Genomic DNA, 23,201 nt, shown 5'->3' with positions numbered 1-23,201 from the left:
CGGCGAGAGCAACTCGCTTGTCAGCCACTGATAAACCTCTTTGCATAACCGTCGATAGGGTTCAGGGTCGAGTTTTCGTCCTCCTGTGACGTCTCCGTGAGCAATAGGATTTCTCAGCGAAGAGAGATCATTGAGGCTATCTCGCCGTTGGTTCGTCAGGAAAGCATCGAAACCCGCGGCGTGTTCGTCTCCGAATCGGGCCAGAACTCGTCTAAAAGAGTCAGCGTTGAGATTGGGAGCATTCGAGAAGAAGGACTTAGCAAACTCTAGGGCGGGTCCCCCCGACGTTTCGTCGAGATAGAGGTGGACACACAAATGCACGAGCTTCTCGAGGAAGCCTGCACACCTTAGGCATAGATAGCGGCGGAGGTCGTCCTGAAGACGTGTCTGATCAATTGGTATGTAGGCGATGGCCGCGTGATATCGATCAAATTCGGACTCCAGTCTGGTCCAAAGGGCATATGCGTCCGGATGGGCGATCATACTGGTTGCCATGTGTTAACCCAGCAATGCGCTATGTGCGGTTCTGAGTCTGCCGTAGACACTGTCGCGGTGAGACGTGCTGCGGGAGACCCAGTCAATGTACGCATCGTCGGATCGTAGCGTCGCGATCGTCTCCTTGACACGATCCTTGGTTACTTTCATTCCGTTCTGGTGGGCAAAAATCAACGTACCAAGGACTGCGTCGATGTGTGCAGCGTTAAGTCTTCCCGCAAACTTCAGGCCGTCGCGTCCGTTGGCATCTACTAGCAACTTACAGCTTGTGCTAAAGGCGCTTGAAAGGGCATTGCGGTCGAAATCAGCGAGATCACCATGACTTTCCAAAAAGTTGTTAAGGAACTGAGCCATTGGCGGCTTATATGCGTTTAACCACATATCCTCATTATCCCATTCTCCTGCAGTCTGACTGATGACGTCTGCCATTGCGACGGCGCGCAACACTAATTCGTGATCTTTGAGCTTCTTGTGCGCCGCTCCGAATAGGAGGCGCCAGGACGAATTATGATTTAGTTCGCGGATGAAGTCAACTAGTGGCCCTCTGTAGAGGGCGACACGAATCTCCTGAGCAGTTAGTGAAACGCCGCCGCTGTTGAGCCGTCCGAATAGGCGGTAGACGGCGTCGCGGCCTTCGTCGCCCGCAGGTTCGATAACTACCGCTTGGATAAATGTGTTGTTTAGCCGGCGCTTGCTTTCCTTTGACAACGTCTCGAATGTGGCACCGTGGAGATGCTCCGAGACATCGCGCAGCACGAAGGGCCGACCGTCTGGGTGACTACCGCTGTAAAAACTCTGAAGGGTAGTTAGTCGCTGCTGACCATCGAGAACCAAGTAGCGTCCATCTGGCTCGACAACCAGGAAGATACTGGGAACGGGCCAGCCGAGAAGAAGGGACTCGATGAACTTTTCCATGCGGGGCGTCGTCCAGACGCGCTGACGCTGGAATCCTTCGATAGTGAGGTCGTCAGATTCGTCTGGATCGAAACGGGGGACGAGAATGTCGTTATCGTCGAGTCGACGTACGAGTCCGGCGACGTCAAAATCCGCGCCAAAGTACGGAAGGCTCGACGGTGCGGTTTCGTAGAGTCCGAGATCGTCCGCCTCGGTTTCGTCATCTACAACAACGTCGGGCACATTGTCGTTTTCTACAAATTCTGTCTGAGTCATTTTTCCCCATACTAGTGAGTGCGTCCAAGGCCACGTTGCTCGCTTCCCGGCCTCTCGACATTAACGCCAGGCCGTCCGGTCACAAGCTACTCCTATGATGCTACAAAACCACGACAGCTCCCTGAGCGGAGAAGGAAGCACACGTAGGCGCTCTCCCGAGTTCTGGGCATCGCTGGTGTTCTTGCGATGGACGAGGGTGCAGCCGGGCTAGGCGACAGCCAGAGGCGGACCAAGTCAACGCCGACGCGAATGCGCTACGTTTTCCGCCGCACGGCATGGCGTGTGAAGACAATATCCCCAGAAGCCGGCTAGAACTATCAAGTGAATCAAACCGAAGTACGATCGCATTACCCGCCCGAAGCCTTTGCCTCGGATGGCACACTCTGGTGGAAGCTAGATCAGCATCCCGGCAAGCAGCAAAGCTATGGCGCAGAACTGAAAATCTGTGCCTGGCTGGCGTACAACTTTCCAGTTGGTGGGACGTTCACCATGCGGGATGTCCGAACGGCCCTGGGATCCGAAGTTGCTAACAGTGACGAACACCTGAACAGGCGACTTCGCGAACTGCGGATACGCGATCTTTGGGTGATTCCCAGTAATAAAGACGACGGTAGCCTCCCTATGGGGACTTACCGAGTCGATAAAATTGGTTGGCATCCTGGGCTCGGTACCGCACGAGCGAAATCAACGGGAGTCTCGCAGTCCGTGCGGCGTAAGGTATTCGAGCGCGATGCCAGCCGATGCCTCGTCTGCGGGGTTGCCGATCGAGAGGAATACCCGGGGGAGCCAGGCACGAGCGCCAGCATGACAGTTGGCCACATCCTGGCCAACGACCATGGTGGCAGTAATGCCGACCTCAACAATCTGCGGACTGAGTGTAAGAGGTGTAACGAACCTGTGCGCCAGGAAATCCGGGTACCAAAGACACTTCAAGAAGTCTTGCCGGACGTTCGCAAGCTGAAGCGTGTTGAGAAGGAACGGCTGCTGTCCTGGGTGCGCGCCCAGCAACGGTCGCGCGACAAGCTGGACGTCGTGTATGACGACGCTCGGCGGCTTTCCCCGGCCGAGCGCGCCGTACTCGAAAGCTTGATCCAAATCATGGTGAACGGAGGCCTGGAGTCATAGTGTCTCCCGTGGGCCATAGTGTCTCCCCAAGGTAGTCTTGTAATCGCAATCAGCGGGAGGAACATAGTGGTCGAACATTTAACGTCAGTCGAGATCTGTGCGGGAGCGGGGGGACAAGCCCTTGGTTTGGAGATGGCGGGTTTTGGCCACGAGGCGCTTGTCGAAATCGAGCCACCGGCCTGCGCCACGCTTCGCATGAATCGTCCAGAGTGGAACGTTCTGGAAGAGGACCTCCTCGACTGGTCCGGCAAGCCGTACGAAGGCGTCGACCTGCTCGCTGGCGGCGTGCCCTGTCCCCCGTTCTCCAAGGCGGGTAAGCAACTCGGCGCCGAAGACGAGCGGAACCTGTTCCCCAAAGCGATCCACCTGGTTGACGAGATTCGGCCCAAAGCCGTAATGCTGGAAAACGTGCGAGGGCTTCTGGACCCCGTCTTCGAGACGTACCGTAGGGACGTCGAATCGCAACTCAAAAAGTTGGGATATACCCCGGGCTGGCGTCTGCTGAACGCCTCTGACTACGGTGTCTCGCAACTGCGCCCTCGTGTGCTGTTCGTCGGCATACGCAACGATATTTCGGAGCACTTTCACTGGCCGACGCCGAACGAGGCAATGCCCCCAACTGTCGGAGAATTGTTGGGCGACCTCATGGCATCCAATGGCTGGGAAGGCGCCGACGAATGGGCCCTTGGAGCCTCGTCTATCGCCCCTACCCTGGTCGGCGGCTCTAAGAAGCATGGCGGCCCAGACCTGGGACCTACCCGCGCCCGCGCCGCCTGGGCGTCGCTCGGCGTTAACGGCAAGACCCTCGCTGAGTTCCCGCCGGAGGCGGGGTTTGAGGGAATGCCGCGTCTTACAGTGCGCATGGCCGCTCGGGTCCAGGGATTCCCTGACGACTGGCAGATCTCCGGCCGCAAGACGGCCGCGTATCGCCAGGTCGGCAACGCTTTCCCGCCACCCGTTGCCGCCGCAGTTGGACGCCAGATCCACAAAGCCATTTCTGCACGTCGCCTCCATGTTGCAGCCTAGGGGTCAGAAGCCAGCGGGTCCGGGAGCCCTGCTGCAGATAAGTGGCCCAGTGACTGCGCCCTGATGACCCACCCAGATGAGCACAGTGGCGGGGCGGCCAGCGAAAGTTGCTGGCGGCCCGCCGGGGTTCAACAGGCTCCATCACCCGAGTTCCGGCAGGCTCTACCCGCTAACGCGGCACTGGAACCTAATACTGGACGGCGAAGGAGGCCCTTGTGCTGACGGGGGATCCCGACGTCGTGACGACGTCCATTACCCGGAATTCGGCGGTCATGGTGTCCTTCGTGATGCGGGTGTTCACATAGCCGCGGTTGTCGTTGTAGAACTTCAGGTGCGGGTTCCATGCCATTGTTGCATCCGTGGTGGGGCCGGTGCCGTTTCCGGTGGAGCTGATGGACGTGCACACCAGCTCCGAGCCCACCACGGGCGAGGCCGGGTCCTTGTAATCCACCTTGACGTAGTTGGCCCAGTTGCGGTGCACGTCTACGATCAGGACCACGGCATTGCGCACGTTCGCGTCCACGACGTCGTCGATCTCCGGCGCCTGGTTCCGGTCCCGTTCGGCGAAGAACACCTGATGGCCCAGGATGTCCCAGTGCTGCGTGGAGTTCTTGAAGCCGTCCAGCAGCCACTTCTCCTGCTGCGCGCCGGTGATGGTGAGGTTCCCGGCCAGGTGATCGGTCACGTTCTATTGCCAGCCGTCCGGAACCGAACTGCAGGCCCTCCGACGAGAACCTGGAGTTGGCCCCTGGGCACACCACGATCTGGTTTCGCCGTGGCGGTCCGCCACGATCAGCGCCGTGCCGTCGCGTCGCCGTCGAGCACGGCGGCGGCCGAAGTGTCCACACTGGCGCCTCCCAGGTCGTCCAGCATCAGCCGGCCGGAGGCGTTCTCGCCCACCGCCCCGATGATTCTCGCGCTGGCGCCCAGACGGGCAGCGGCTGCTGCCGCCGGTGGTCTCCCCGGCGGCCGGGAGCCTGTCCGTGGTGGCGATGATGTGAGCAACCCCCGGCCTCACCCCGAAACAGCCGCCACCTCAACGGCAACCCCGGTCTCCCGGAACTTCGCCGTCGCACTTTTGCACCAAGTCAGCGGCTGCGCGCCCTGATATAGGGTGCGGCGGTGCTGGATCGGACGATGAATCGGGTTTGAACGAGCTCGTCGGCTGGCTCCGTCGGTTCAGCTCCGGGTTTGAGCTGAGCCAGCAGCCGATCGACTGCCCGGGTGCCTTGTTGGCGGGCGAACTGGTCGATGGTGGTCAGGCCAAGCACTTCGCCCATCTCGTGGCCGTCCACACCGATGACGGAGAGCTCGTCAGGGATTCTCAGTCCCAGATCGCGGGCGGCGAGGAGTGCCCCGGCCGCCATTTCGTCGGAGGCGGCGAAGATGGCTGTGGGCCGCTCGGCTGCATTGGCGAGCAGGTGCTTGGCCTGGGCGTAGGCGTCGTTGAGCGTGTAATCGGAGACGAGTGACCACGCATCGCGCAGCGGCAGGCCGGCGTCGGCCATGGCTTCCTCGTAGCCGACGCGGCGGCCGGTGGATATCTTGAAATACCGGCCCACTTCGTGTTCGCCGCCGATGTGCGCGATCCTGGTGTGGCCGAGGCTGATCAGATGTTCGGTGGCCTGCCTGCCGATGCCGGGGTCGTCGGTTCTGATTGTTGCCATGCCGGGGAGGGGCCCGCCCACCCCCACCACGGGTATGCCGGCCGAGAGGATCTGCTTTACTTCGTGTTCGTTGAGCTGCAGGGAGACTGCGATGACGCCGTCGAGGCGTTTGCGCAGGAGGAAATCGCCTAATACGGTTTCGCGGTAGCGGTCGCCCTGGAAGTCGTACAGGGTGAGGTCGTAGCCGGCGTCCATGAGGGCGGCATTGGCGCCTTCCAGCAGAGTGGAAAAGTACCATCTGTTGACATAGGGGAGGACCACTCCCACGTTTCGGCTGCGTCCTGTCGCCAGGCTGGAGGCGTGGTAGGACCCGATGAAGCCTAGTTCGCTGGCCGCGCTGGTGACGGCCTGCCTCGCCCGGGCCGAGACGCTGCCGTTGCCGCTCAGCGCGCGCGAGGCCGTGGCCGGGGAAACCCCGGCCAGGCGCGCAACGTCTTTTATTCCTGCCACTGATCCTCTGTGCCTCTTGGGTCCATACGCAGCCAGACGCAGTGCGCGGGACCCAGTTTACGCTGACCGGACGGCTGATCATCGGTGGACAGCAGTACCTCAAGGCCTGGCAGGTCCACAGGCTTCTCGCCCATGTTCATCATGACCAGTACTCCGTTGTTGACGAAGGCGATGCAGTCCGTTCCGATGGATGCCGACAGCCAGTCCAGCGAGCCCGCACCGAGGCTCTCGGCCCGGCGGAGACGCAGGGCCCGGCGGTACAGCGACAGCACGGAGGACGGGTCCGCACGCTGGATATTCCGGGACAGTTGGGCCCAGTCCGCGGGCTGGGGCAGCCACGCGTCCCCGGTGCCGCTGAAGCCGAACGCCGGGGCCGCTGCGTCCCAGGGCAGCGGGATCCGGCAGCCGTCGCGGCCGATCCGCTCGCCGGCGGTCCGGCGGAAGCTGGGGTCCTGGCGGAACCCATGGTCCATGGTGGTGTGGTCCGGCAGGCCCAGTTCCTCACCCTGGTACAGGTAAACCCCGCCGGGCAGCGCGAGCATAAGCATCGACGCGGCGGCGGCACGGCGCAGACCCAGCTCCGCGTCCGGCTGGACGTCCTCGGCGCCGAGGCCGTCACCCGGGCGGGACGACGGCGAGGTGATGCCGAACCGGGTGGCGTGCCGGACGACGTCGTGGTTGGACAGCACCCAGGTGGTGGGTGCGCCGACGGAGTCGAACATCCGCAGTGAACTTTCGATGACTGAGCGCAGCGCGGCGGGGTCCCACGGCGTACCGAGGTAGGCGAAGTTGAAGGCCTGGTGCATCTGGTCGGGCATGACCCAGTCGGTCAGCCGGGACAGCGGGTCGATGCTGGCTTCGGCGCAGAGGATGCGTTCGCCGTCGTATTCGGCCAGGACCTCGCGCCAGCGGCGGTAAATGTCGTGGATTTCGGGCTGGCCGAACATGGGTGCTAGGTGGCCGGGGTAGTCATCCGTGCTCACGCCGTCCGCCCGGCCGTGCCAGTCCGGAAGGTCCTTGGCTTTGATCAGGGCATGTGCCACGTCCACGCGGAAGCCGGCCACTCCTCTGTCCAGCCAGAAGCGCAGGATACGTTCGAATTCGGCGCGGACTGCGGGGTTGTCCCAGTTGAAGTCCGGTTGGGAGGAGTCGAAAAGGTGCACGTACCACTGGCCAGGCTCCCCGGATGCCTCCGTGATCCTGGTCCACGCTGATCCGCTGAAGTGGGACTGCCAGTTGTTCGGCGGAAGGCTGCCGTCCTTACCTCGTCCGTCCCGGAAGATGAACATGTCCCGTTCCCGGCTGGCGGGGCCGGCCTTGAGCGCTGCCTGGAAGAGAGCGTTGTCCGAGGAACAGTGGTTGGGAACGAGGTCGACGATGACCTTGATGTCCAGCGACGACGCCCGCGCGACCAGTGCGTCGAAGTCCGTGAGGGTTCCGAACAGCGGATCAACATCGCAGTAGTCCGCCACATCGTAGCCGCCGTCACGCTGCGGCGAGACGTAAAACGGGGACAGCCAGACGGCGTCGATGTCGAGGTCGGCGAGATGGTGCAGCTCGGCGGTAATGCCGGGCAGGTCTCCCGCTCCGTCGCCGTTCAGGTCCCTGAACGAGCGCGGATAAATCTGATAGATCACCGATGACCGCCACCACTGCGAACCTTCGTCAGCGGGGTGAACAGGCACCAGCCGGGCGGGGGATAGGCGGGGCACATCAGGGGCGATTGTTTCAGTCATGTGGGCAATGGTAACTGGGTTGATGAAATTTCTGGAACGGCTTCCACTCAGTGTTTGCATGATGGTGGGTCATTTTCGAGGACAGTGGACGTATATTGTAGAATCGCTTACAGTAGTGACTTGTCTCACCCGGCCCGGCCCTGGAATCACTTTCGGAGGTCAAAAGCCGCGGATACAGCAGAGGGCAAAAGCCCATTTCCTAAAGGAGGCGCATCGGTGCGCACATCTCTCGTCAAGTCCTCGGCCCGGAGGGCCAGGGCATCACTTACCACGGCCGCTGCCGTTTCCCTCATGCTCCTCGCCTCCGGCTGCTCCGGCGGCGGCGCCCCATCCGGCAGCGCGGCCGCCACGCCGTCGGAAAGCCCGACGGCGGCCGCCGCACCCTCGGCTTCCGACCCGGCGCCCGTCCGCGGCGACGCGGACCTGGTCATCTGGGCCAACGGCGCGGTGGTTCAGGCGCTGACGCCGATCGCCGACAAGTTCGGCAAAGACAACGGCATCACCGTGGCCGTCCAGGCGGTTGCGACGGAGCTCCAGACCAACTTTGTCACCGCCAACGCGTCCGGGAACGGCCCCGATGTGGTCATCGGTGCCCACGACTGGATCGGCAACATGGTCCAGAACGGCTCCATCGACCCCGTGCAGATCACCGCCGAGCAGAAGAAGGCTTTCCTGCCGGTTGCCACGGACGCGGTCACCTACAACGGGCAGACCTACGGGATGCCGGCCTCGGTTGAATCACTGGTGCTGATCCGCAACAAGGCCCTGGCGCCCGTAGAGCCGAAATCCTTCGAAGAACTCATCGCCGCAGGACAGGCGGCAGTTGAGTCAGGAAAAGCCGAGCGGGCACTCAATCTTCAGGTGGGCCCCAAGGACGCATACTTCATGCAGCCGATCTTTTCCTCGGCCGGAGGATACCTCTTCGGCAAGAAAGCCGACGGCAGCTTTGATCCCTCGGATCTGGGCGTAGGCAAGGAAGGCTCCCTCGCTGCTGCCAAGAAGATCGGTGAGCTCGGCGAGAAGGGTTCCAAGGTGCTCAGCACGTCCGTCAGCGCCGACAACTCGAGTGCGCTGTTCAACCAGGGCAAGACCGCGTTTATGATCAACGGCCCCTGGGCGCTGGGTGACATCAAAAAGGCCGGCATCGACTACGCGCTGAGCCCCATCCCCGGGTTCGCAGGCATGAAGTCGGCCCAGCCGTTCACCGGCGTCCAGGCTTTCTACGTCGCGTCCAAAGGCAAGAACAAGTCCTTTGCCGAGACCTTCGTGCAGACCGTTGCTTCCCAGCAGGAGACCCAGCGCGCGCTCTACGAGGCGGACCACATTCCGCCGGCAATTGCTGCCCTGATTGACGAGGTTGCCAAAGCCGACCCGGACACCAAGGTAGCCGCTGAAGCCGCCGCAGCCGGCATCCCGATGCCATCGCTTCCGCAGATGGCCGCCGTCTGGGCGCCACTGGGCCAGGCAGAAACAGCCATCGTAGGCGGCGCCGACCCGGCCGAGACCATGACACAAGCCGGCAACACCATCGCCGGTGCGCTGAAGTAATTTCCCGATGGCTACCCGAACTCCGAAGAAAACGGGAAAGGTGGTGGGGCCCAGTCTGTCGCTGGGCTCCACCACGTCAGTTCCCGCCCTGCTGGCAAAGATCCTCGGCCTCGGCGCTGCCCTTGGCGCCGCCATCTCCCTGACCCCGCTCCTTCTGGCAGGCGAGCAGTGGGGCATGCTCGCCGGACTCTGGATCGGCGTGGCCGGCCTCATCGCCGTCTACTCGACCCGGCGCCTGGTGCCGCTGAAGTACCTGCTTCCCGGCACTCTGCTGCTCACCGTCTTCGTACTCCTGCCGATAATTTCCACCGCGCAGCTGTCCTTCACAAACTCCGGCGACGGAACCCGCGGCTCCAAGGAAGACACGATCGCCACGATCGTGCAGAATTCCGTCACACAGGCGCCTGATTCGAAGACCTACAACCTCTCCGTGGGGACAAAAGGCTCGACGACGGACGGGCCCTTCATGTTCTTCCTGGTGGACAAGGCCTCGCAGGAAATCTTTACCGGAGACGCCGAGGGACTCAAACCGCTTGCCGGAGCCGACGCCGCAGTAGCCGGCGGATTCGTCAAGCAGGCTCCGGGCTACAAAATCCTCACGGGCAAGGAGGTCAACGCCGCGGGCACCAAGGTCAGCAGCGTGACCGTTCCCACGGACAAGGGCGCCATCCGCGCCCAAGGCATCAACAGGGCCTTCGAAGGCATCCAGACGTTGAAGTACGACGCCGCCAGCGACAGCATCACCGACTCCGCCACCGGGGAGGTCTTCATGGTCCAGAAATTCGGTGACCGTGAATACTTCGCCGATGCCGGCGGTGCCAAGGGCTTTGACCAGAGCTGGGAACGCAACGTCGGTTTCGATAACTACGCCAGGCTGTTCACCGACCCCCAGATCCGCGACTCCCTGCTGGGATCCTTCGTCTGGACGCTGGTCTTCGCCGTCGGGTCCGTGGGGAGCACCTTCGTCGTCGGCCTCCTTCTGGCCGGTGCGCTCAATGACCCGCGCGTGCGCGGGCTGAAGTTTTACCGCGCGGTGATGATCATTCCCTACGCCATCCCGGTGTTCATCTCCTTCATCGTGTGGCAAAGCTTCTACAACAAGGACTTCGGGCTCATCAACTCCATGCTCGGCGGTGCGAAGATTGACTGGCTGGGTGACCCCCTCCTCGCGAAGATCGCTGTGCTGCTGACCAACTTGTGGGTCGGATTCCCGTACATGTTCCTGATTGCCACCGGCGCCCTGCAGGCGCTCCCGCAGGATGTTGCGGAAGCGGCGAAGATCGACGGCGCCAGCGGCTGGACGACGTTCACGCAGGTACAGTTCCCGCTGCTGCTGGTTGCGGTGGCGCCACTGCTGGTCTCGTCCTTCGCGTTCAACTTCAATAACTTCAACGTCATCCAGCTGGTGACCGGCGGCGGACCCTTCCCGAACGGCGGCGGACAGATCGGTGCCACGGACATCCTGATCAGCGGCGCCTACCGGATCGCTTTCGGCGGCGCGGGTGCCGAGTTCGGCTTCGCCTCTGCCATTTCCGTAGTCCTGTTCATTGTCACGGCAGTGCTTGCAGGCATTCAGTTCCGCTACACCAAAGCCCTGGAGGACGTGCGATGACCAGCACACTCACCAAGACCCCGCCCGACGACGACGCCGCCACCAGTACCCGGATGCGGGTCCGGAAGAACGGCCTGGAGGTGCCGCGCGGCAGGCGCTGGTGGCGCGAGGTCGGCTGGCGCCACATCGTGGGCCTCGCCGGCGTCGCGTTCGCGGGTTTTCCGGTGCTCTACATCGTTTCCGCCGCCTTCAACCCCCTCGGAAGCGTGGCCACCACGGAAATCATTCCGCGGACCTTCAGCCTGGTGAATTTCGAGACGCTGCTGGGCGGTTCCAAGGGTCCGTTCGGCGCCTGGTACCTCAATACGCTGATCCTGTGCACCGTGGTTTCCGTGGCCCAGGTAATCCTGAGCACCCTGGCCGCCTACGCCTTCTCCCGCTTCCGTTTCTACGGACGGCGCGGCGGACTGCTGGCGCTGCTCCTGGTCCAGATGTTCCCGCAGTTCCTCGCCGTGGTGGCGCTCTTCCTCATGATCGCGAACTTCGGCAAGGTCATTCCTGGCATCGGCCTGAATACACTCTCCGGCTACGCGCTGGTGCTGATGGGCGGCGCCTTGGGACAGGTCTGGCTCATCAAGGGATTTTTTGACTCCATCCCGCACGAACTTGACGAGGCCGCCCGGATTGACGGTGCCGGGCACTTCCGCACCTTCACCAGTATCATTTTGCCCTTGATCCGTCCCGTCCTGGCCATCACCGGCCTGCTGGTCTTCGTGGCGGTGATCGGCGAATACATCCTGGCGAGCATCTTCCTCACGGACAACGGCGTGAAGACCCTCGCGGTGGGCATGTTTGGGATCATCGCCGGGGACCGCAGCAACAACCTCGGTGTCTTCGCGGCAGGCTCGGTCATGATCGCGTTGCCGGTGCTCCTCCTGTTCCTGTACCTGCAGAAATTCATCGTGGGCGGCCTCACTGCCGGATCAGTAAAGTAGGACAAAACCAGCAGGTTAGGTCTGCGTGCATCACGCGAGCTGTTCGACGGCGGCGGTGGCGGGCGGTGGCGGGCGGTGCAGCCAACTGCACCTCCCGCCGTCGGGCGCTAACGGACGGCGCCCGATCTGATGTTGTCGCAGGATCAGTCCTCGACCGAACCGAGGTACTTCCTGGCCGTTGCGACCTTCATATAGAGCCTGAGGTTGTGGCCCCCGGTGGAAATATACCCGTGCCGCGTGTACCACCGGACCAAGCCGGAATTGCCGGCGTCGACCACGATGATCTGGCCTCCGCCGAGCTCGGAGGCCTCAACGATGGTCTCCAGTGCTGCACGCAGAAGCTGCCAGCCCCACTGGTTGACTTGGTCTCCACGCATGGAGCTGTCGAGTGCAAGCTTGGCCAGCAACCAGGCTGGGGCGTTGCGCAGTACTTTCCGCTGGAGCGGCTTCGGCATATCATCCCGGACCACGAGTGTCGGGCAGATGGCGAAGTATCCAATGACTCGCTCGTCCTCATCGGGACGCTTCTCGAGAAGAAGGTAGACCATGCTCGCCCCAGACTCCAAGGCTTGCATCGCGTGCTCGGTGAGCCACTGGTTGTATCCCGGTTCGCCGCAGTCGAAGGCCCCCAGGTCAAACCCGGGGGCCAGCTTCGCCGTGCGGTAAGTCGGGTCGCTCATCGACCGATAAGCCTCGGAAGCTTGGACAGTGCAGCCAACTCCGTCGACTCGTCCGGAACGTCGAGGGATGCCATCATGACGTCGAAGACCTCGGGAGCCATGAGAGTGACCTCCGAGCGAGAAATGACCTTTTGTGCCGCTTGGCGAGCCGCATCGGTAACGAACGCTGACTTAGTTACGTGGAGAAGTTCCGCAGCTTCCGTGATCAACTCATCGGTGCTCTGGTCCGTGCGCAACTCCAAGCGACGGGATTTTGTGATTGCCATAGTCTTTGCCTCCTCGACCAACTGTACGGTATCTGTACGGTAGTGGGTAGGGGTCTGGCGTCTTCAGTTGCCGGGACGCCAAGGCCAAGCCGCCCAAAGTGTTAAAGGCGTAACCCCGGCGATATGGCGAACCAGTGATCGTTCCGGGGTCTTCACCTTTAAATATAGGGAACTGCATGACTAAATATAGGGAACTGCATGACAGGGAGCGACTAGGGCCCGGGAATGGTTGCGCGCCCGTTCAACCTTGGCTGAGATCATGGACGCACGAAAGTGGTCGGAGCCTACGTAGTCGGACGGCGTCCGCCCAGCAGTCCTTCCAAGGCCCAGTCCCAGCGGATTAGCTCCTGTTCCAGCCGGACGGCCTTCCCGAATTGGTCACTGCCCAGTGCTTCATAGAGCGCAGATTCCGCGGCCGTCAGCCTGCCAAGCGCGGCCTTGGATTGAGCCGGCTCGCTGCCCCACGCGTCGCGGTGTGCCAGCAGCGTTGCCTGGTCCATCAGTACGCTGACCACGTGCGGGTGCACGGCCCGGAGCTGGTCGAGGATCCGGAAGCCGTGGGTGTCCAGGTCACCCCAGTACCAGACCTCGCAGTGGCGGAGCCAGCCGGCATCCCGCAGCGAGGAAAACCCGTAGCCGCCGCCGTAAATGGCCAGCGTGTTTGGCACTTCCGGCAGGGCCAGGAAATTCACCAGGTTTTCGGTGACGATTGCACGCTGGACCGGCAGGTTCAGGGTGCTGAACGCCTCGGCCGTGACGGTCAGGTCCCGCGCCCCGCCCAGCAACGGCATACCAGGGTCCAGGGCACGGAACCTGGCCAGCTCGGGAGGGTGAAGAAAACCGTGCCGCGCCGCAAAGCGTGCCGCCGGCGTCCGTGCCGGTGCCTGGCCCAGCAGCGACCCCGGCTCCGCGGCCACTTCCGAAACGACGGCATCCGCCTCCCCGTCCTCGGAAAACGGCACGCCTGCACGCAGCTCCGCGGCCAGCTCATCGATGACTTTTCTGTGGTGCTCGATGAACTTGGTGTGGACCCCGGGCAGGCTGAGCTGCCGGACATAAACGCCAGGATGCGCGTTGCCCCGCAACCAGAGGGACACCCGGGCTGCGGTCAGCGCGTCGCCGCCGAGCTCCAGCAACTGCAGCGGACGCTTCAGCGCCCAGCGGCGGAAGGCAGGGTCCAGGGCTGACAGCCCCGCGGCGAGCCCACGCAACCGCACGGCGTCCTTCGCCTTTCCGACAAACGCAATCTCATCCTGTGCAGAGTCAAACACCGCCGCGGCAGGCAGCAGGTTGGCCCCGACAGTGCTGCGGCCCACCTCCGCCGTCTCCAGACTGAAATGACCAACTGCAGCAAACAACTCCGCCGCCCACGCCCGGGCCGCAGCGTAGTCACTCCGGAGCGTGGCCGCCGTCGGCCGCTTCAGCGGACGGCGGCGCGGATACACGCCGCTCGGTTCCAGCAGCTCGCGCAGCAGCGCCCCGCTGTCCCAGGCCTTCTGCGACTGGGTGCGCAGCATCGCCAGCGTAGTCCAGCCCTGGGCCCGCACAGCCGGGGATTCAGCGCGGAGGTCCCTTCCCGAACCTTGCAAGCTCGGTTCGGGGCCGTCGGGACGCAGCTTAGGCACGGCGGTCCCGTTCGTCCCGGTATTCCTGGATGGTCATGTTGCGCAGCTGGGAATCGTCGCCGTTGGTGTTGGCCACGAAGCCGACGTGGGCCACAAACGGTTCGATCACATGGATTTTCTGCAGGGGAGTGACGATCAGCAGCTGGAGCTTCATCCGCTGGAAGAGCTCCAGGCCGTAGCGCGCTGACTCGTCCGAGCCGCGGCCGAAGGCCTCATCAATGACGACGAAGCGGAAACTGCGACCGGCGGCGGAATTTTTCCCGGCGTTCCGGCCGCTGCCGCCGCTGCCCTGCCCGGCACCCAGGCCGAACTGGAACGCCAGTGCGGCGGCGAGGATGGTGTACGCCAGCTTTTCCTTCTGCCCGCCGGATTTGCCGCCCGAGTCGGTGAAGTGCTCGAACTCCTCGCCTGTTTCGGTCCATTTCTCGGACGCGGAGAAGGTGAACCAGTTCCGCACATCGGTCACCTTCGCCGTCCACCGTTCGTCCAGCGTGGTGTAGCCGTCCCGGCCGCGGAACCGCTCGATCAGCCGGGCCACCTGCAGGTATTTCTGTTCCGAGTATTGTGCCTCGTCGCCGATGGTCCCTTCCGAACAGGCCCGCAGGTCCATGCCGAACTGGCGGACGTCCAGGTCCGTGGTGTTCTGGTGCTCCAGCTGGATATGCCGGCCGGTGTTGTACTCGATCCCGGCCAGGGAGAGGTTGATTTCGCCGATCCGGTTCACGATGTCCTGCCGGCGGCTGTCCAGGAAGGCGTTGAAGGCCACCACCTCATGGATGGTGTTCTGGTTGAGGGATTCCTTGAAATGGGCTTCGAACCGGGGCAGGTCGTTGCTGGCCAGCTGCTCCAGGAGCCGGTTGTAGTCCCCGGCGGCCTCGAGGGCGGCGTCGATTTCGGTGGTCTCGTTGGGGTATTTGTTCCGGAAATCGGCCATCAGCCGCACCGTGGTTTCCGCCGTGCGGGCGATCCGCTTGACCAGTGCATCGATGATGTCCGTCAGCCCGGCGCGTACGGTGCTTTCCACCGCCGCGGTGTTTTTGTACGTCAACGGTTTGTCCCCGAGCGCACCGGCGGCGAGCTTGGCGACGGCGGCCAGCAAACCGGCGTCGTCCGTCAACGGCTGCTCAGCCAACACGGCAGCGCACTCGTCGATCGCGTCGGCAATCTCCTTGGCCGCTTCCTCATTGGCGCCGATCCGGCGCTGGAGCTTGTCCGCCTGGTCCTCCAGGCGCCCCAGCCGGCCGGCCATCTCCTTTTCTTTGGCCGCCAGCTGCTGCAGGACATCGCTGGCCGACTCAAGGTCCGCCTTCTCCTGCTTGAGGTCCTCGATGCGGCGGGCGGTGAGCTGCCAGCTGATCTCGGCGAAATCCGTCACGGACCGGACCGTTCCGAGCTGCTGGTTCTGCCGTCCGAGCGCACCGAGGTAGTGGTCCACCTTGCCGAGCCGGGCGGTGTTGCCCTGGAGCTGGCTGCGGACCTCGTCCTGCTCGGCGAGGAAGCGGGTGACCTTGTCCTGGTTGTCCCAGCCGAGCACATAGTTGCGCCGGTCAGCGAGGTCCTTGCGGTCGTCCTTCTCATGCCGCCCGCGGCCGCCCTTGAGCTGGCCGTTGAGAGTCAGCGCCTTGGGGTACCGGCGGAAGTCCGCCAGGTTCTCGCAGCAGAAGTGATCGAACCTGCTGCCGAGCTCGTCCAGCAGGAAATCGCGGAATGGGGTGCCGTGCTTGATGGCGATTTTGGCCGCCAGCGTTCCCGGTTCGGCGGCCCTGGGGGAATAGGATTCGCCGATCTTCAGGTAGACCAGCCTGCCGCGGAGATTGTTGGTATCCACCCACTTGCTCACGGCCGCATAATGCTCGCCGGGCACCAGCAGAGAGAGCGCGAAGCCGTGCAGGGTGCGTTCCGCGGCTCCCTCCCACGCGGCCTCGCCGTCGCGGACCCGCAGCAGTTCGCCGGCGTAGGGCAGCGCGTTTTCCGGAATTCCGGTCCCGTCACACAGCCGACGGCGGAGCTCCAGCTGGGGGCGCGGCAGCAGGTTGGGCCGGGACTGCAGGCTGGTCAGTTCGGCGCCGATCTCGGCGGCGCGCTCGGTGAGCGTTGTCCGCTCGATGGTCAGCGCGGTGCGGCTTTCCTGCAGCCCGCGGGAGTTCTCGCCGAGTTCGGTTTCCACGTCGGTGAGGCGTGCGCGGTTGGCGTCGAAGCGGACCCGGTCCTCGGCGGCGGGCAGGCCCAGGCCGGCGGCCGCAGCCGTGTAGTTCTCGAAGCGCTGCCGCTGGGTGCGGGATTCCTCGCCGAGACGGGTGGCCTCGGCGTCGATGGCGGCCAGCCGGCCGCCGCCGTTGCTGCGGATGTCCTCCTTCACGGCGGACAGATCGTGGCGCAGCGCCGTGATGGCGGTGGACAGCTTGCTGCCGTCCTCCTGCAGCCGGACACCGGTTTCCGCCAGTTCGTTCTGGTGTTCCAGGCTGAGCTTCAGCCTCCGGTCCGTGAACCAGGGGTGCAGCTGGTCCCGCTGTGCCCGGGTGAGCTCATCCTCGCGGGTCAGCTTGGCGTGCTGGGCCGAGCCGTCCTTGATGGGCGTCAGCAGGGTGATCTGGTCCTTGGCCCGCAGCACGGCGTCGTGCGCCTTTTTCAGGTCGTCGAAGTGCGCGATCAGCTTGCTGATCCGCGCCGCCACGTCGTCTTCCTCGAGCATGTTGGTGCGCACGAAGGAGGTGATGTTCTCCACCTGTTTCATGGACACGGTGCGGTGGAACAGTTCCATGGCCTGGTTCCCGCCGATGCCGAACTGCCGCTTGAACGCGGCGGCGTAGGGGTCGAAGGAGTCATGGACGCTCACGCCCGCTGCGCGGAGTTTCTTTTTCAGCTTGGCAGGGTCCTGGCCGAAGTTCGCAAAGTCCGCCGCGATGGACTGCTCCGTCTCGGCGAGGGAGTAGAAGCGGTTGGGCTGGCCGGCCTCCTGCATGGCCCAGAGTGTGACGGCCAGGGTGACTGACTTGTTCAGCACCGCATTGTGGAAGACGCCCAGCACCACGGTGAGCGCTCCCGTCCCGCGCAGTGCCACCGGCTTGGAGTATTCACCTCCGGCGCTGCGGGCGCTTTTGTGGAAGCCCCGGACGTAGGACATCAGGGTGCGTTCCTTCTTCTGCGCGCCCGCGGCCTTGTTGTATTCGATCTTGTTGGCTGGCAGCAGCAGGGTGGTGATGGCGTCCACCACGGTGGACTTTCCCGAGCCGATGTCACCGGTCAGGAGGCTGTTGGCGCCGTCCAGCCGGAAGGTGCGGATGCCCTGATGGAACGTACCCCAGTTGAGCAGTTCCAGGCGGTGCAGCCGGAAACCCGGCAGCGCCCCGGCGTCGTCCGCTTGGTCTGCTTGGTCCGCGAGACTGAAAAGGGTGTCCTGCAGTTCGGTGTTGGTGCTCATTCGCCCTCCTCTTTGGTTGCCCCGGTGCTGGCATCGGCGCCGCCGGTGCCGCCGGACCCTGCGCCGTTATTGGTGAGCGACGAGCGGTAGTCCGCCAGCCGCGCGTCGAACTCCTCCAGCCACTGCGCATCCACGTACGCCTTGAGGATCCTGGCCACCTCGTAGGTGCCCACCTGGCCGCGCAGCTTCCGGAGGAATCCCAGCTCCACCACCTTCTTGATGTTGGCGCCGAGCTGGTCCAGGATGCGGGCCTCGTTGCTGGATTCGGGCAGGAACACCGAGACCATGTCCGCGATGTCCTGCTCTGTCATGATGAGGCGGAGTTCGCTGGAGTTGGTGTCGAACTCCAGCATCCGTCCGCGCAGCAGGGCCAGCAGCAGGCTGACGTTGAAAGTCAGCTGGCGCCGCGGAATCAGCCGGGGGAGTGTGCCGTCCGGGTCCTCGCGGGACTTCAGGAACCCATAGCCCTCGGACTCGTCCAGGATCAGGTCCAGCCCCAGCACGGCAACATAGTCGCGGACATGCGACGCCAGGCCGATCAGTGACTGCCAGATCTTCTCGTCCGCCTCGGCGTAGACCACACCCTTGAAGAGCCGGGTGACGACGCCGGGAAGCTCCTCCGGTGTCCTGGCGTCCGGCATCCCGGCTTCCGATATCCGGGTTTCCGGGGCTTCTGCGGGCTTCATGCGGGCCTTCCAAAGATGATCTGGTCGATGGTGGCTTCGCGGATACTTCCGTCCGGCAGCTGCCACGACAGTTGCTGCGTAGCCTCGGGGTTGATGCTGGCCCACGGGGACTCAGTGGCCAGCTGGTAGTAAGCCACGATCTCGGCCAGGCCCTGCCGCAGCGGGTGGGCGTCGGTGATCTCCGCCAGGGTGGCCTGCTCCGCCTGGGCCAGGACGGCGTCGATGCTGGTCCTGAGCCGCTCCGGGTCCACGTGGAACTGACTGAACAGGGCGCCGGCGTCCACGTCCGCGTCGTCGGCGGCAACGACGTCGTCGTCCACCATGATCTTCCGGCTGGGCTCATACAGGGGGCGTTCGAAGGGCAGCGCCACGTCCACGGACGGCGCGGCCACCTCCATAAAGATGCCCGACGGCGGTGCCTCCCGGGCGCCCAGCGCGCCGGATTCGACGCTGCGGATCAGCTGCATGATGCGTTTGTTCTCCAGGAACACTTTGTCGTCCAGGAGCCGGCGCATCTGCTGGGACAGCTGGCGGACGGTCGCCTGGGTCTGCTCGACGGCGGGCAGCCAGTCCTGGTGCAGGTTGGTCACGGCATGGAGGTTGTCGGCGCCGGACAGCGCCTCGATCTGGGTGGCGCGCTGCAGCAGGTCGCGGAGTTCGGTGCGCAGCTGCGGGGACATCAGGTAGTCCCAGAAACCCTGGAATGTCCGGCCCTGCAGGGAACTGCTGATGTCCTGCTGGTTGGCGAAGATGGTTTCCAGGAGATCGCCCTGGCTGCCGTCCCAGGTGGCGATCTGTTCGCGGACCTGCCGGTCCAGTTTCCGGAAGTTCTGTTCCACCTCGCGGAAGTCGGAGAGGAGGTCCTTGGCCAGCGACGTCAGCTGCTGGAAGTGGTCCAGGGCCTCCGGGGCGGTCATGACCCGGACGTTGCCGTCCCGGATACGCTGCATCTCCGCGTCGATCCCGTCCCGCTGCCGCTGGAGCTCGGCCAGCCGTACTTCCGGGTCCGTCTCGGACTGCTGGACCAGGGCCTTGAGGACGGCGAAGATGCTGGTCAGCCGCGACTGGGTGGCCACAAAGTCCCGGCCGCGCAGGTTCTCCACCCAGCGGACCACATCCTCTGCGGCGGGAGTGAGGTCATAGCGGGGTTCGTCCTGGCCGGACACATAGTATTTCCGCAGCCAGGCACGTTCCGGGGCTGCCCAATCGTCGAGGTATTCCGAGGCCGCGCGCGGGAACTTGTCCTCGCCGTCGGCGTCCCGCAGACCGAACAGCACATCGTCCAGGGTGTCGATGAGTTGCTGGCGGCCGATGTCCCGCTGGTTTGGCCCGGTGAAGGCCGCCATAAAGAAGGACACCGCCAGCGGGGCGTTCTGGGCGCGCAGCAATGACCATCCTGCGTGGTTTTCACGCAGCGAACTGATTGCGTAGTAGTCCATCGTGTCCTCGGTGCGGTTCTTTGGTGCGTGGGGGTGGGCGTGGGGGTGCCTGTGGGTGCGCTCGGGGCTACTTAATAAGGTACATGCGACGACAGACATCCTGTGGAGGAAAAGTCGCTGGCTCAGTGTTGCGGCGACTCCGGGCAGCTAGTCCGCTGCCGGGGGCTTTGTCCCGCCAGGTCATATCTGTCCCGCCAGGTCATCTCGGGGAGGTTCCGCCCCGACGCCCGATCCGATCGAAGTGCCGTACCGCGGCAGCCACACCGTCCTCCGCCCGGATCCCGACGCCGAAGTCGGCTGCCCTGGAACGCATGGCCGCGTCCGCCAGGGTGCGGCCGAGCGCCGCGGCCAGACGTTCGCTGCTGAGGTGCCGCCGCGGAATGGGCGCCGGCCCCAGGCCCAGGGCCGCCACCCGGGCGCCCCAGAACGGCTGGTCCGCACCGAACGGGACCACGATCGCCGGAATACCCGCCCGCAGGGCCGCGCCCGTGGTGCCTGCGCCGCCGTGGTGCACGGCGGCGCTCACCAGCGGGAACAACCAGTCATGCGGAACGGCCTCCGTCACCAGCACGTCCTCGGATGCCGGAATCGTTGCCAGGGCGCCCCAGCCGGACAGCAACACCGCCCGCACGCCGGCGGCCCGCACAGCGGAAAGCACCTTCACCGTGAACTTTTCCAGGTCCTCGCCGCTCATGCTGCCGAAGCCGATGCTCACCACCGGGCCCTCCCGGGCGAGGAATGTTTCCAGCGCTGGAGGCGGAGTCCACCCGGATGGGTCGGCAAACCAGTAGCCGGTCACATGCCGCTCCACCCCGGGCCGGATGGGTACCTGGACCACCCGCGGGCTGAAACCGTAGAGAACGGGCTGGCCCTTCGCCGCGGCCGGCGGGCCGCTCAGCTGGAGCACCGAGGAGCGCACTGACATCATGGGCCGCTTGAAGGGCGTCCAGAGCGCCAGGGCGGTCAGGGTGTGGCTCAGCCGGCGCCCCGGCGGCCCCAGCCAGGCTGGCATGCCCGCGAGCAGGACGCCAGGGTACTCGCCGGTTGGTGCATCCACCGGCTGCAGGTGCGTGGGGACGAACGGAACTCCGAGCTTGTCCGCGACCGAGAGCCCCACGATCATGCCGCCCACGCCGCCGGTCAGCAGATCGGCGCCCTCGCTGGCCTCGAGCGTTTCCCTGGTCCACGTTTCCAGGCGTGTGGTCATGGCGCCAGCGACCGCACGCATGCCGGCGATCTGGCCGTGCTGCGCCGTCGACCTCACGCGCCGGGCATCCTCCCGGGCGTTGCCCCTGAGCCCGGAGAAGGCCAGCGACGCGAAGTTCGCCGGTGCCACGACGCGCACGTCGTGTCCGGCCGCCCGGAGCCCGGTGCCCAGTGCGATGTACGGCTGCACTCCGCCTCGGGTGTCATTCGCTACGACGACTACACGCACGTTGTTCCTCCGGGGGAGTGGGACAAGACGTAAACGGGTACTGCTACGCTAACCCACCCTGGCGCGGCGGCTACCGCAGAGCTCTGCAGTACTTCGTTCAAGCGGCGGCTTCGCGCCGGAGCCGCCGTCGGCCGCCAGACCCTTGCGAGCACCTGGACCGGAGTGTAGCCGGGGGCTTTTCTTCCGCAGCTTAAGCTGCGTTTGTTGCTCCTGCTGCTGGGCAAGAGGCTGCTGGGCTCGGCCCTGACCGCCGGCGCGGAGACCCGCACCCGCCAGGCCAACCGGGCGCTGGAGGAGCTGGCGCGGGCCTTCACGGAACTGGCACCGGGCGACCTGCGCTTCGAGGAATTGGCGGGAATGAACGACGGCGGGGCGCTGCCGGCCACCGAGCGGGGCCGTTACCGCCGCCTGGTGTTGGCCCGGGCCGCCAAACGCCGGGAGCTCGAGTGGATGCCGCTGCAGCGGCGAGATCCTCGTCTGCTCCTACACCAACCCGACCTGAACACCGTTGTTCCTGCGCGCGGCCGCCGTCGTGGTTGACGCCGGCGGCATAGCTTCGCACGCAGCCATCGTGGCCCCGGAATACGGGATACCGGCTGTCATGGGTACCAGGTCCGGGACCGGGGTATTGCACGACGTCCAGCTGGTCCGGGTGGACGGAACGCGCGGACGGGTCCCTGCGGCCGGTGCGGTGGCCCGGGGTGAATGCGATCCGGAGCTGGTGACCGATGTCAGGATCGAGGCGGGCCCGTCACCGGAGTGGTTCGGTTTCGCGCCCCTTCCGCGCTGCGATCCGGTTGACCACGATCAGGGTAATGGCGGCCGCGACAATGCCGGTGACGACCGCGATGAGCCCGCGCAGACCTATGTTCATGTCAGTCCACAGCGCCAGCCCGATGCTGACGGCCAGGATGGTGACGAGCAGCGCCACCATTGACGCCGGTTCACCGGGCGGCTTGCTCCGCGGGGAACCGTCCGCATGACGCCGGTCTTTGATCTCTGCCATGGTTTTCCTTTGTTGTCGTCGTGTGGTGCTGATGCCGGGCGGGTGGGTAGGGCACTAAGGGAAGGCGTTAGAGGTTCCGGCGGCGGAAGACGGTGAGCGCCAGTCCGCCGAGGACAAGCGCCCACACCGCAAGGCCAAGTTGGCCAATGATCAGGCGTCCCAGTCCCAGATCCTGGACCGTCGTCGCGCTGATGGCCTGCATGAAAAGGGGAGTCGGTGTCACGTTCACCAAGGCATCTACCGCCCCGGCAGCCTGAGCGGGGATCATGGCGCCTACAGCGACGACCGCCAGAGGCAGGAGGATGTTGACCCCGATGAGCAGTAATACGGCAATGAAGGAGCGCCCCACGAGATGGGCCAGGGCCACGGCAACCAGAACCATGCTGGTGCTGCCGACGACGGCCGCCGTCACGCCCAGCAAACCCGACCCGGCAAAGCCGCCTCCGGAGAGGATGAATCCGAGTACGGCGAGGACTATCGTGACGAAGGCCGTGCTGGCTGCCGTCAGGGCAGCCCAGGACAGGGCTCTGGCCATGAAGAGCCGCTCGCGTTTCGGTGTCAGTGACAGTGCCAGGCCTAACTGGCCAGTGTGATCCCGACCAACCGCGAAGACGGCGGCCACAGAAAGGACCAGCGCACTGACAAACGCACCGGTTTCGATGGAGGTGGTGGTCATGACCCCGGTGGGTTCGGGGGCCAGTGACTTTATGACGAACATCGTCAGTATCCCGGCCGCCACCGCCGCGGTGATCGCCACGATGACAGGGGTGGGCACGCCGCCCTTCCGGAGGAGCCGGTGCGCCTCGGCCCGTGTCACGGCGCCGAGGCTTTGATCGGGGGCCACGGTGGCGCGGTGGTCGATCCGTGATTCGGTCATGG

At 64.5% G+C, this 23,201-nt stretch carries 18 protein-coding genes and 2 pseudogenes; 7 read left to right on the top strand and 13 right to left on the bottom strand.

From position 1 onward, the window contains the following. Positions 1 to 498: 498 nt before the first annotated feature. A complete protein-coding gene (locus RCH07_RS09255) occupies positions 499 to 1,665 on the bottom strand; it encodes a DUF262 domain-containing protein (protein ID WP_326967174.1) in 1,167 nt (388 codons plus the stop codon). Between the two features lie 321 nt (positions 1,666 to 1,986). On the opposite strand from RCH07_RS09255, the gene RCH07_RS09250 reads away from it, so the two are divergent. Both RCH07_RS09250 and RCH07_RS09245 read left to right on the top strand, forming a co-directional pair. Further along, positions 1,987 to 2,790 (top strand): HNH endonuclease, encoded by an 804-nt coding sequence (locus RCH07_RS09250; RefSeq protein ID WP_326967173.1) that lies wholly within the window; start codon positions 1,987 to 1,989, stop codon positions 2,788 to 2,790. Between the two features lie 66 nt (positions 2,791 to 2,856). After that, positions 2,857 to 3,816 (top strand): DNA cytosine methyltransferase, encoded by a 960-nt coding sequence (locus RCH07_RS09245; protein ID WP_326967172.1) that lies wholly within the window; start codon positions 2,857 to 2,859, stop codon positions 3,814 to 3,816. A 187-nt stretch (positions 3,817 to 4,003) separates the two neighbouring features. On the opposite strand, the pseudogene RCH07_RS09240 reads toward RCH07_RS09245, so the two are convergent. From RCH07_RS09240 to RCH07_RS09230, 3 genes and pseudogenes are all read right to left on the bottom strand, one after another. Beyond that, positions 4,004 to 4,519 (bottom strand): annotated as a pseudogene (locus RCH07_RS09240) (alkaline phosphatase D family protein); the annotation flags it as partial. A gap of 385 nt (positions 4,520 to 4,904) precedes the next feature. Continuing rightward, positions 4,905 to 5,933 (bottom strand): LacI family DNA-binding transcriptional regulator, encoded by a 1,029-nt coding sequence (locus tag RCH07_RS09235; RefSeq protein ID WP_326967171.1) that lies wholly within the window; start codon positions 5,931 to 5,933, stop codon positions 4,905 to 4,907. Then, positions 5,921 to 7,669 (bottom strand): glycoside hydrolase family 13 protein, encoded by a 1,749-nt coding sequence (locus RCH07_RS09230; protein WP_326967170.1) that lies wholly within the window; start codon positions 7,667 to 7,669, stop codon positions 5,921 to 5,923. Before RCH07_RS09230 ends, RCH07_RS09235 begins: the two co-directional genes overlap by 13 nt. 216 nt (positions 7,670 to 7,885) lie before the next feature. Here RCH07_RS09230 and RCH07_RS09225 point away from each other — a divergent pair, with 216 nt between their 5' ends. From RCH07_RS09225 to RCH07_RS09215, 3 genes are read left to right on the top strand one after another with little or no spacing between them, the layout of a single operon-like run. After that, on the top strand, positions 7,886 to 9,217 hold the full coding sequence (locus RCH07_RS09225; protein WP_326967169.1) for a sugar ABC transporter substrate-binding protein: 1,332 nt from the start codon (positions 7,886 to 7,888) through the stop codon (positions 9,215 to 9,217). A gap of 7 nt (positions 9,218 to 9,224) precedes the next feature. After that, entirely contained in the window at positions 9,225 to 10,829 is a 1,605-nt protein-coding gene (locus RCH07_RS09220) for an ABC transporter permease subunit (protein ID WP_326967168.1), read from the top strand. Then, a complete protein-coding gene (locus tag RCH07_RS09215; protein WP_326967167.1) occupies positions 10,826 to 11,764 on the top strand; it encodes a sugar ABC transporter permease in 939 nt (312 codons plus the stop codon). The genes RCH07_RS09220 and RCH07_RS09215 overlap by 4 nt, the downstream gene beginning before the upstream one ends. A gap of 143 nt (positions 11,765 to 11,907) precedes the next feature. Here the strand turns inward: RCH07_RS09215 and RCH07_RS09210 are convergent, their stop codons facing one another. The 7 genes from RCH07_RS09210 to RCH07_RS09180 all read right to left on the bottom strand — a co-directional run bounded on the left by RCH07_RS09210 (position 11,908) and on the right by RCH07_RS09180 (position 21,316). Next, positions 11,908 to 12,444, bottom strand: a complete 537-nt coding sequence (locus RCH07_RS09210) for a hypothetical protein (protein ID WP_326967166.1) — start codon at positions 12,442 to 12,444, stop codon at positions 11,908 to 11,910. Next, positions 12,441 to 12,710: a type II toxin-antitoxin system TacA family antitoxin gene (locus tag RCH07_RS09205; protein WP_326967165.1), complete on the bottom strand. Its 270-nt coding sequence runs from the start codon at positions 12,708 to 12,710 to the stop codon at positions 12,441 to 12,443. The genes RCH07_RS09210 and RCH07_RS09205 overlap by 4 nt, the downstream gene beginning before the upstream one ends. Before the next feature lie 284 nt (positions 12,711 to 12,994). Continuing rightward, positions 12,995 to 14,227: a Wadjet anti-phage system protein JetD domain-containing protein gene (locus tag RCH07_RS09200; protein ID WP_326967164.1), complete on the bottom strand. Its 1,233-nt coding sequence runs from the start codon at positions 14,225 to 14,227 to the stop codon at positions 12,995 to 12,997. A 100-nt stretch (positions 14,228 to 14,327) separates the two neighbouring features. Beyond that, the gene (locus RCH07_RS09195; protein WP_326967163.1) at positions 14,328 to 17,756 is read right to left on the bottom strand and encodes an ATP-binding protein; all 3,429 of its coding nucleotides are present in this window, start codon (positions 17,754 to 17,756) and stop codon (positions 14,328 to 14,330) included. After that, a complete protein-coding gene (locus RCH07_RS09190; protein WP_326967162.1) occupies positions 17,753 to 18,442 on the bottom strand; it encodes a DUF4194 domain-containing protein in 690 nt (229 codons plus the stop codon). The genes RCH07_RS09195 and RCH07_RS09190 overlap by 4 nt, the downstream gene beginning before the upstream one ends. Next, positions 18,439 to 19,881 carry a DUF3375 domain-containing protein gene (locus RCH07_RS09185; RefSeq protein ID WP_326967161.1) on the bottom strand — a complete coding sequence of 481 codons (1,443 nt, stop codon included), beginning with the start codon at positions 19,879 to 19,881 and terminating at the stop codon, positions 18,439 to 18,441. The genes RCH07_RS09190 and RCH07_RS09185 overlap by 4 nt, the downstream gene beginning before the upstream one ends. A 199-nt stretch (positions 19,882 to 20,080) precedes the next feature. Then, entirely contained in the window at positions 20,081 to 21,316 is a 1,236-nt protein-coding gene (locus tag RCH07_RS09180; protein WP_326967160.1) for a glycosyltransferase, read from the bottom strand. A gap of 204 nt (positions 21,317 to 21,520) precedes the next feature. On the opposite strand from RCH07_RS09180, the gene RCH07_RS09175 reads away from it, so the two are divergent. Together RCH07_RS09175 and RCH07_RS09170 are read left to right on the top strand one after the other, a co-directional pair. Further along, positions 21,521 to 21,856 (top strand): hypothetical protein, encoded by a 336-nt coding sequence (locus RCH07_RS09175; RefSeq protein WP_326967159.1) that lies wholly within the window; start codon positions 21,521 to 21,523, stop codon positions 21,854 to 21,856. Next, positions 21,849 to 21,926 (top strand): annotated as a pseudogene (locus RCH07_RS09170) (PEP-utilizing enzyme); the annotation flags it as partial. The gene RCH07_RS09175 and the pseudogene RCH07_RS09170, both read left to right, overlap by 8 nt. Before the next feature lie 141 nt (positions 21,927 to 22,067). Here the strand turns inward: RCH07_RS09170 and RCH07_RS09165 are convergent. Further along, positions 22,068 to 22,322 (bottom strand): hypothetical protein, encoded by a 255-nt coding sequence (locus RCH07_RS09165; RefSeq protein WP_326967219.1) that lies wholly within the window; start codon positions 22,320 to 22,322, stop codon positions 22,068 to 22,070. A gap of 67 nt (positions 22,323 to 22,389) precedes the next feature. Further along, positions 22,390 to 23,199: a hypothetical protein gene (locus RCH07_RS09160; RefSeq protein ID WP_326967158.1), complete on the bottom strand. Its 810-nt coding sequence runs from the start codon at positions 23,197 to 23,199 to the stop codon at positions 22,390 to 22,392. Between the last annotated feature and the right edge of the window lie 2 nt (positions 23,200 to 23,201).

The organism is Arthrobacter sp. CG_A4 (assembly GCF_035985125.1).
GTDB lineage: Bacteria > Actinomycetota > Actinomycetes > Actinomycetales > Micrococcaceae > Arthrobacter.
Note: the sequence above shows the minus strand (reverse complement) of the source record. Positions and strands in the feature narration are given on the sequence as shown.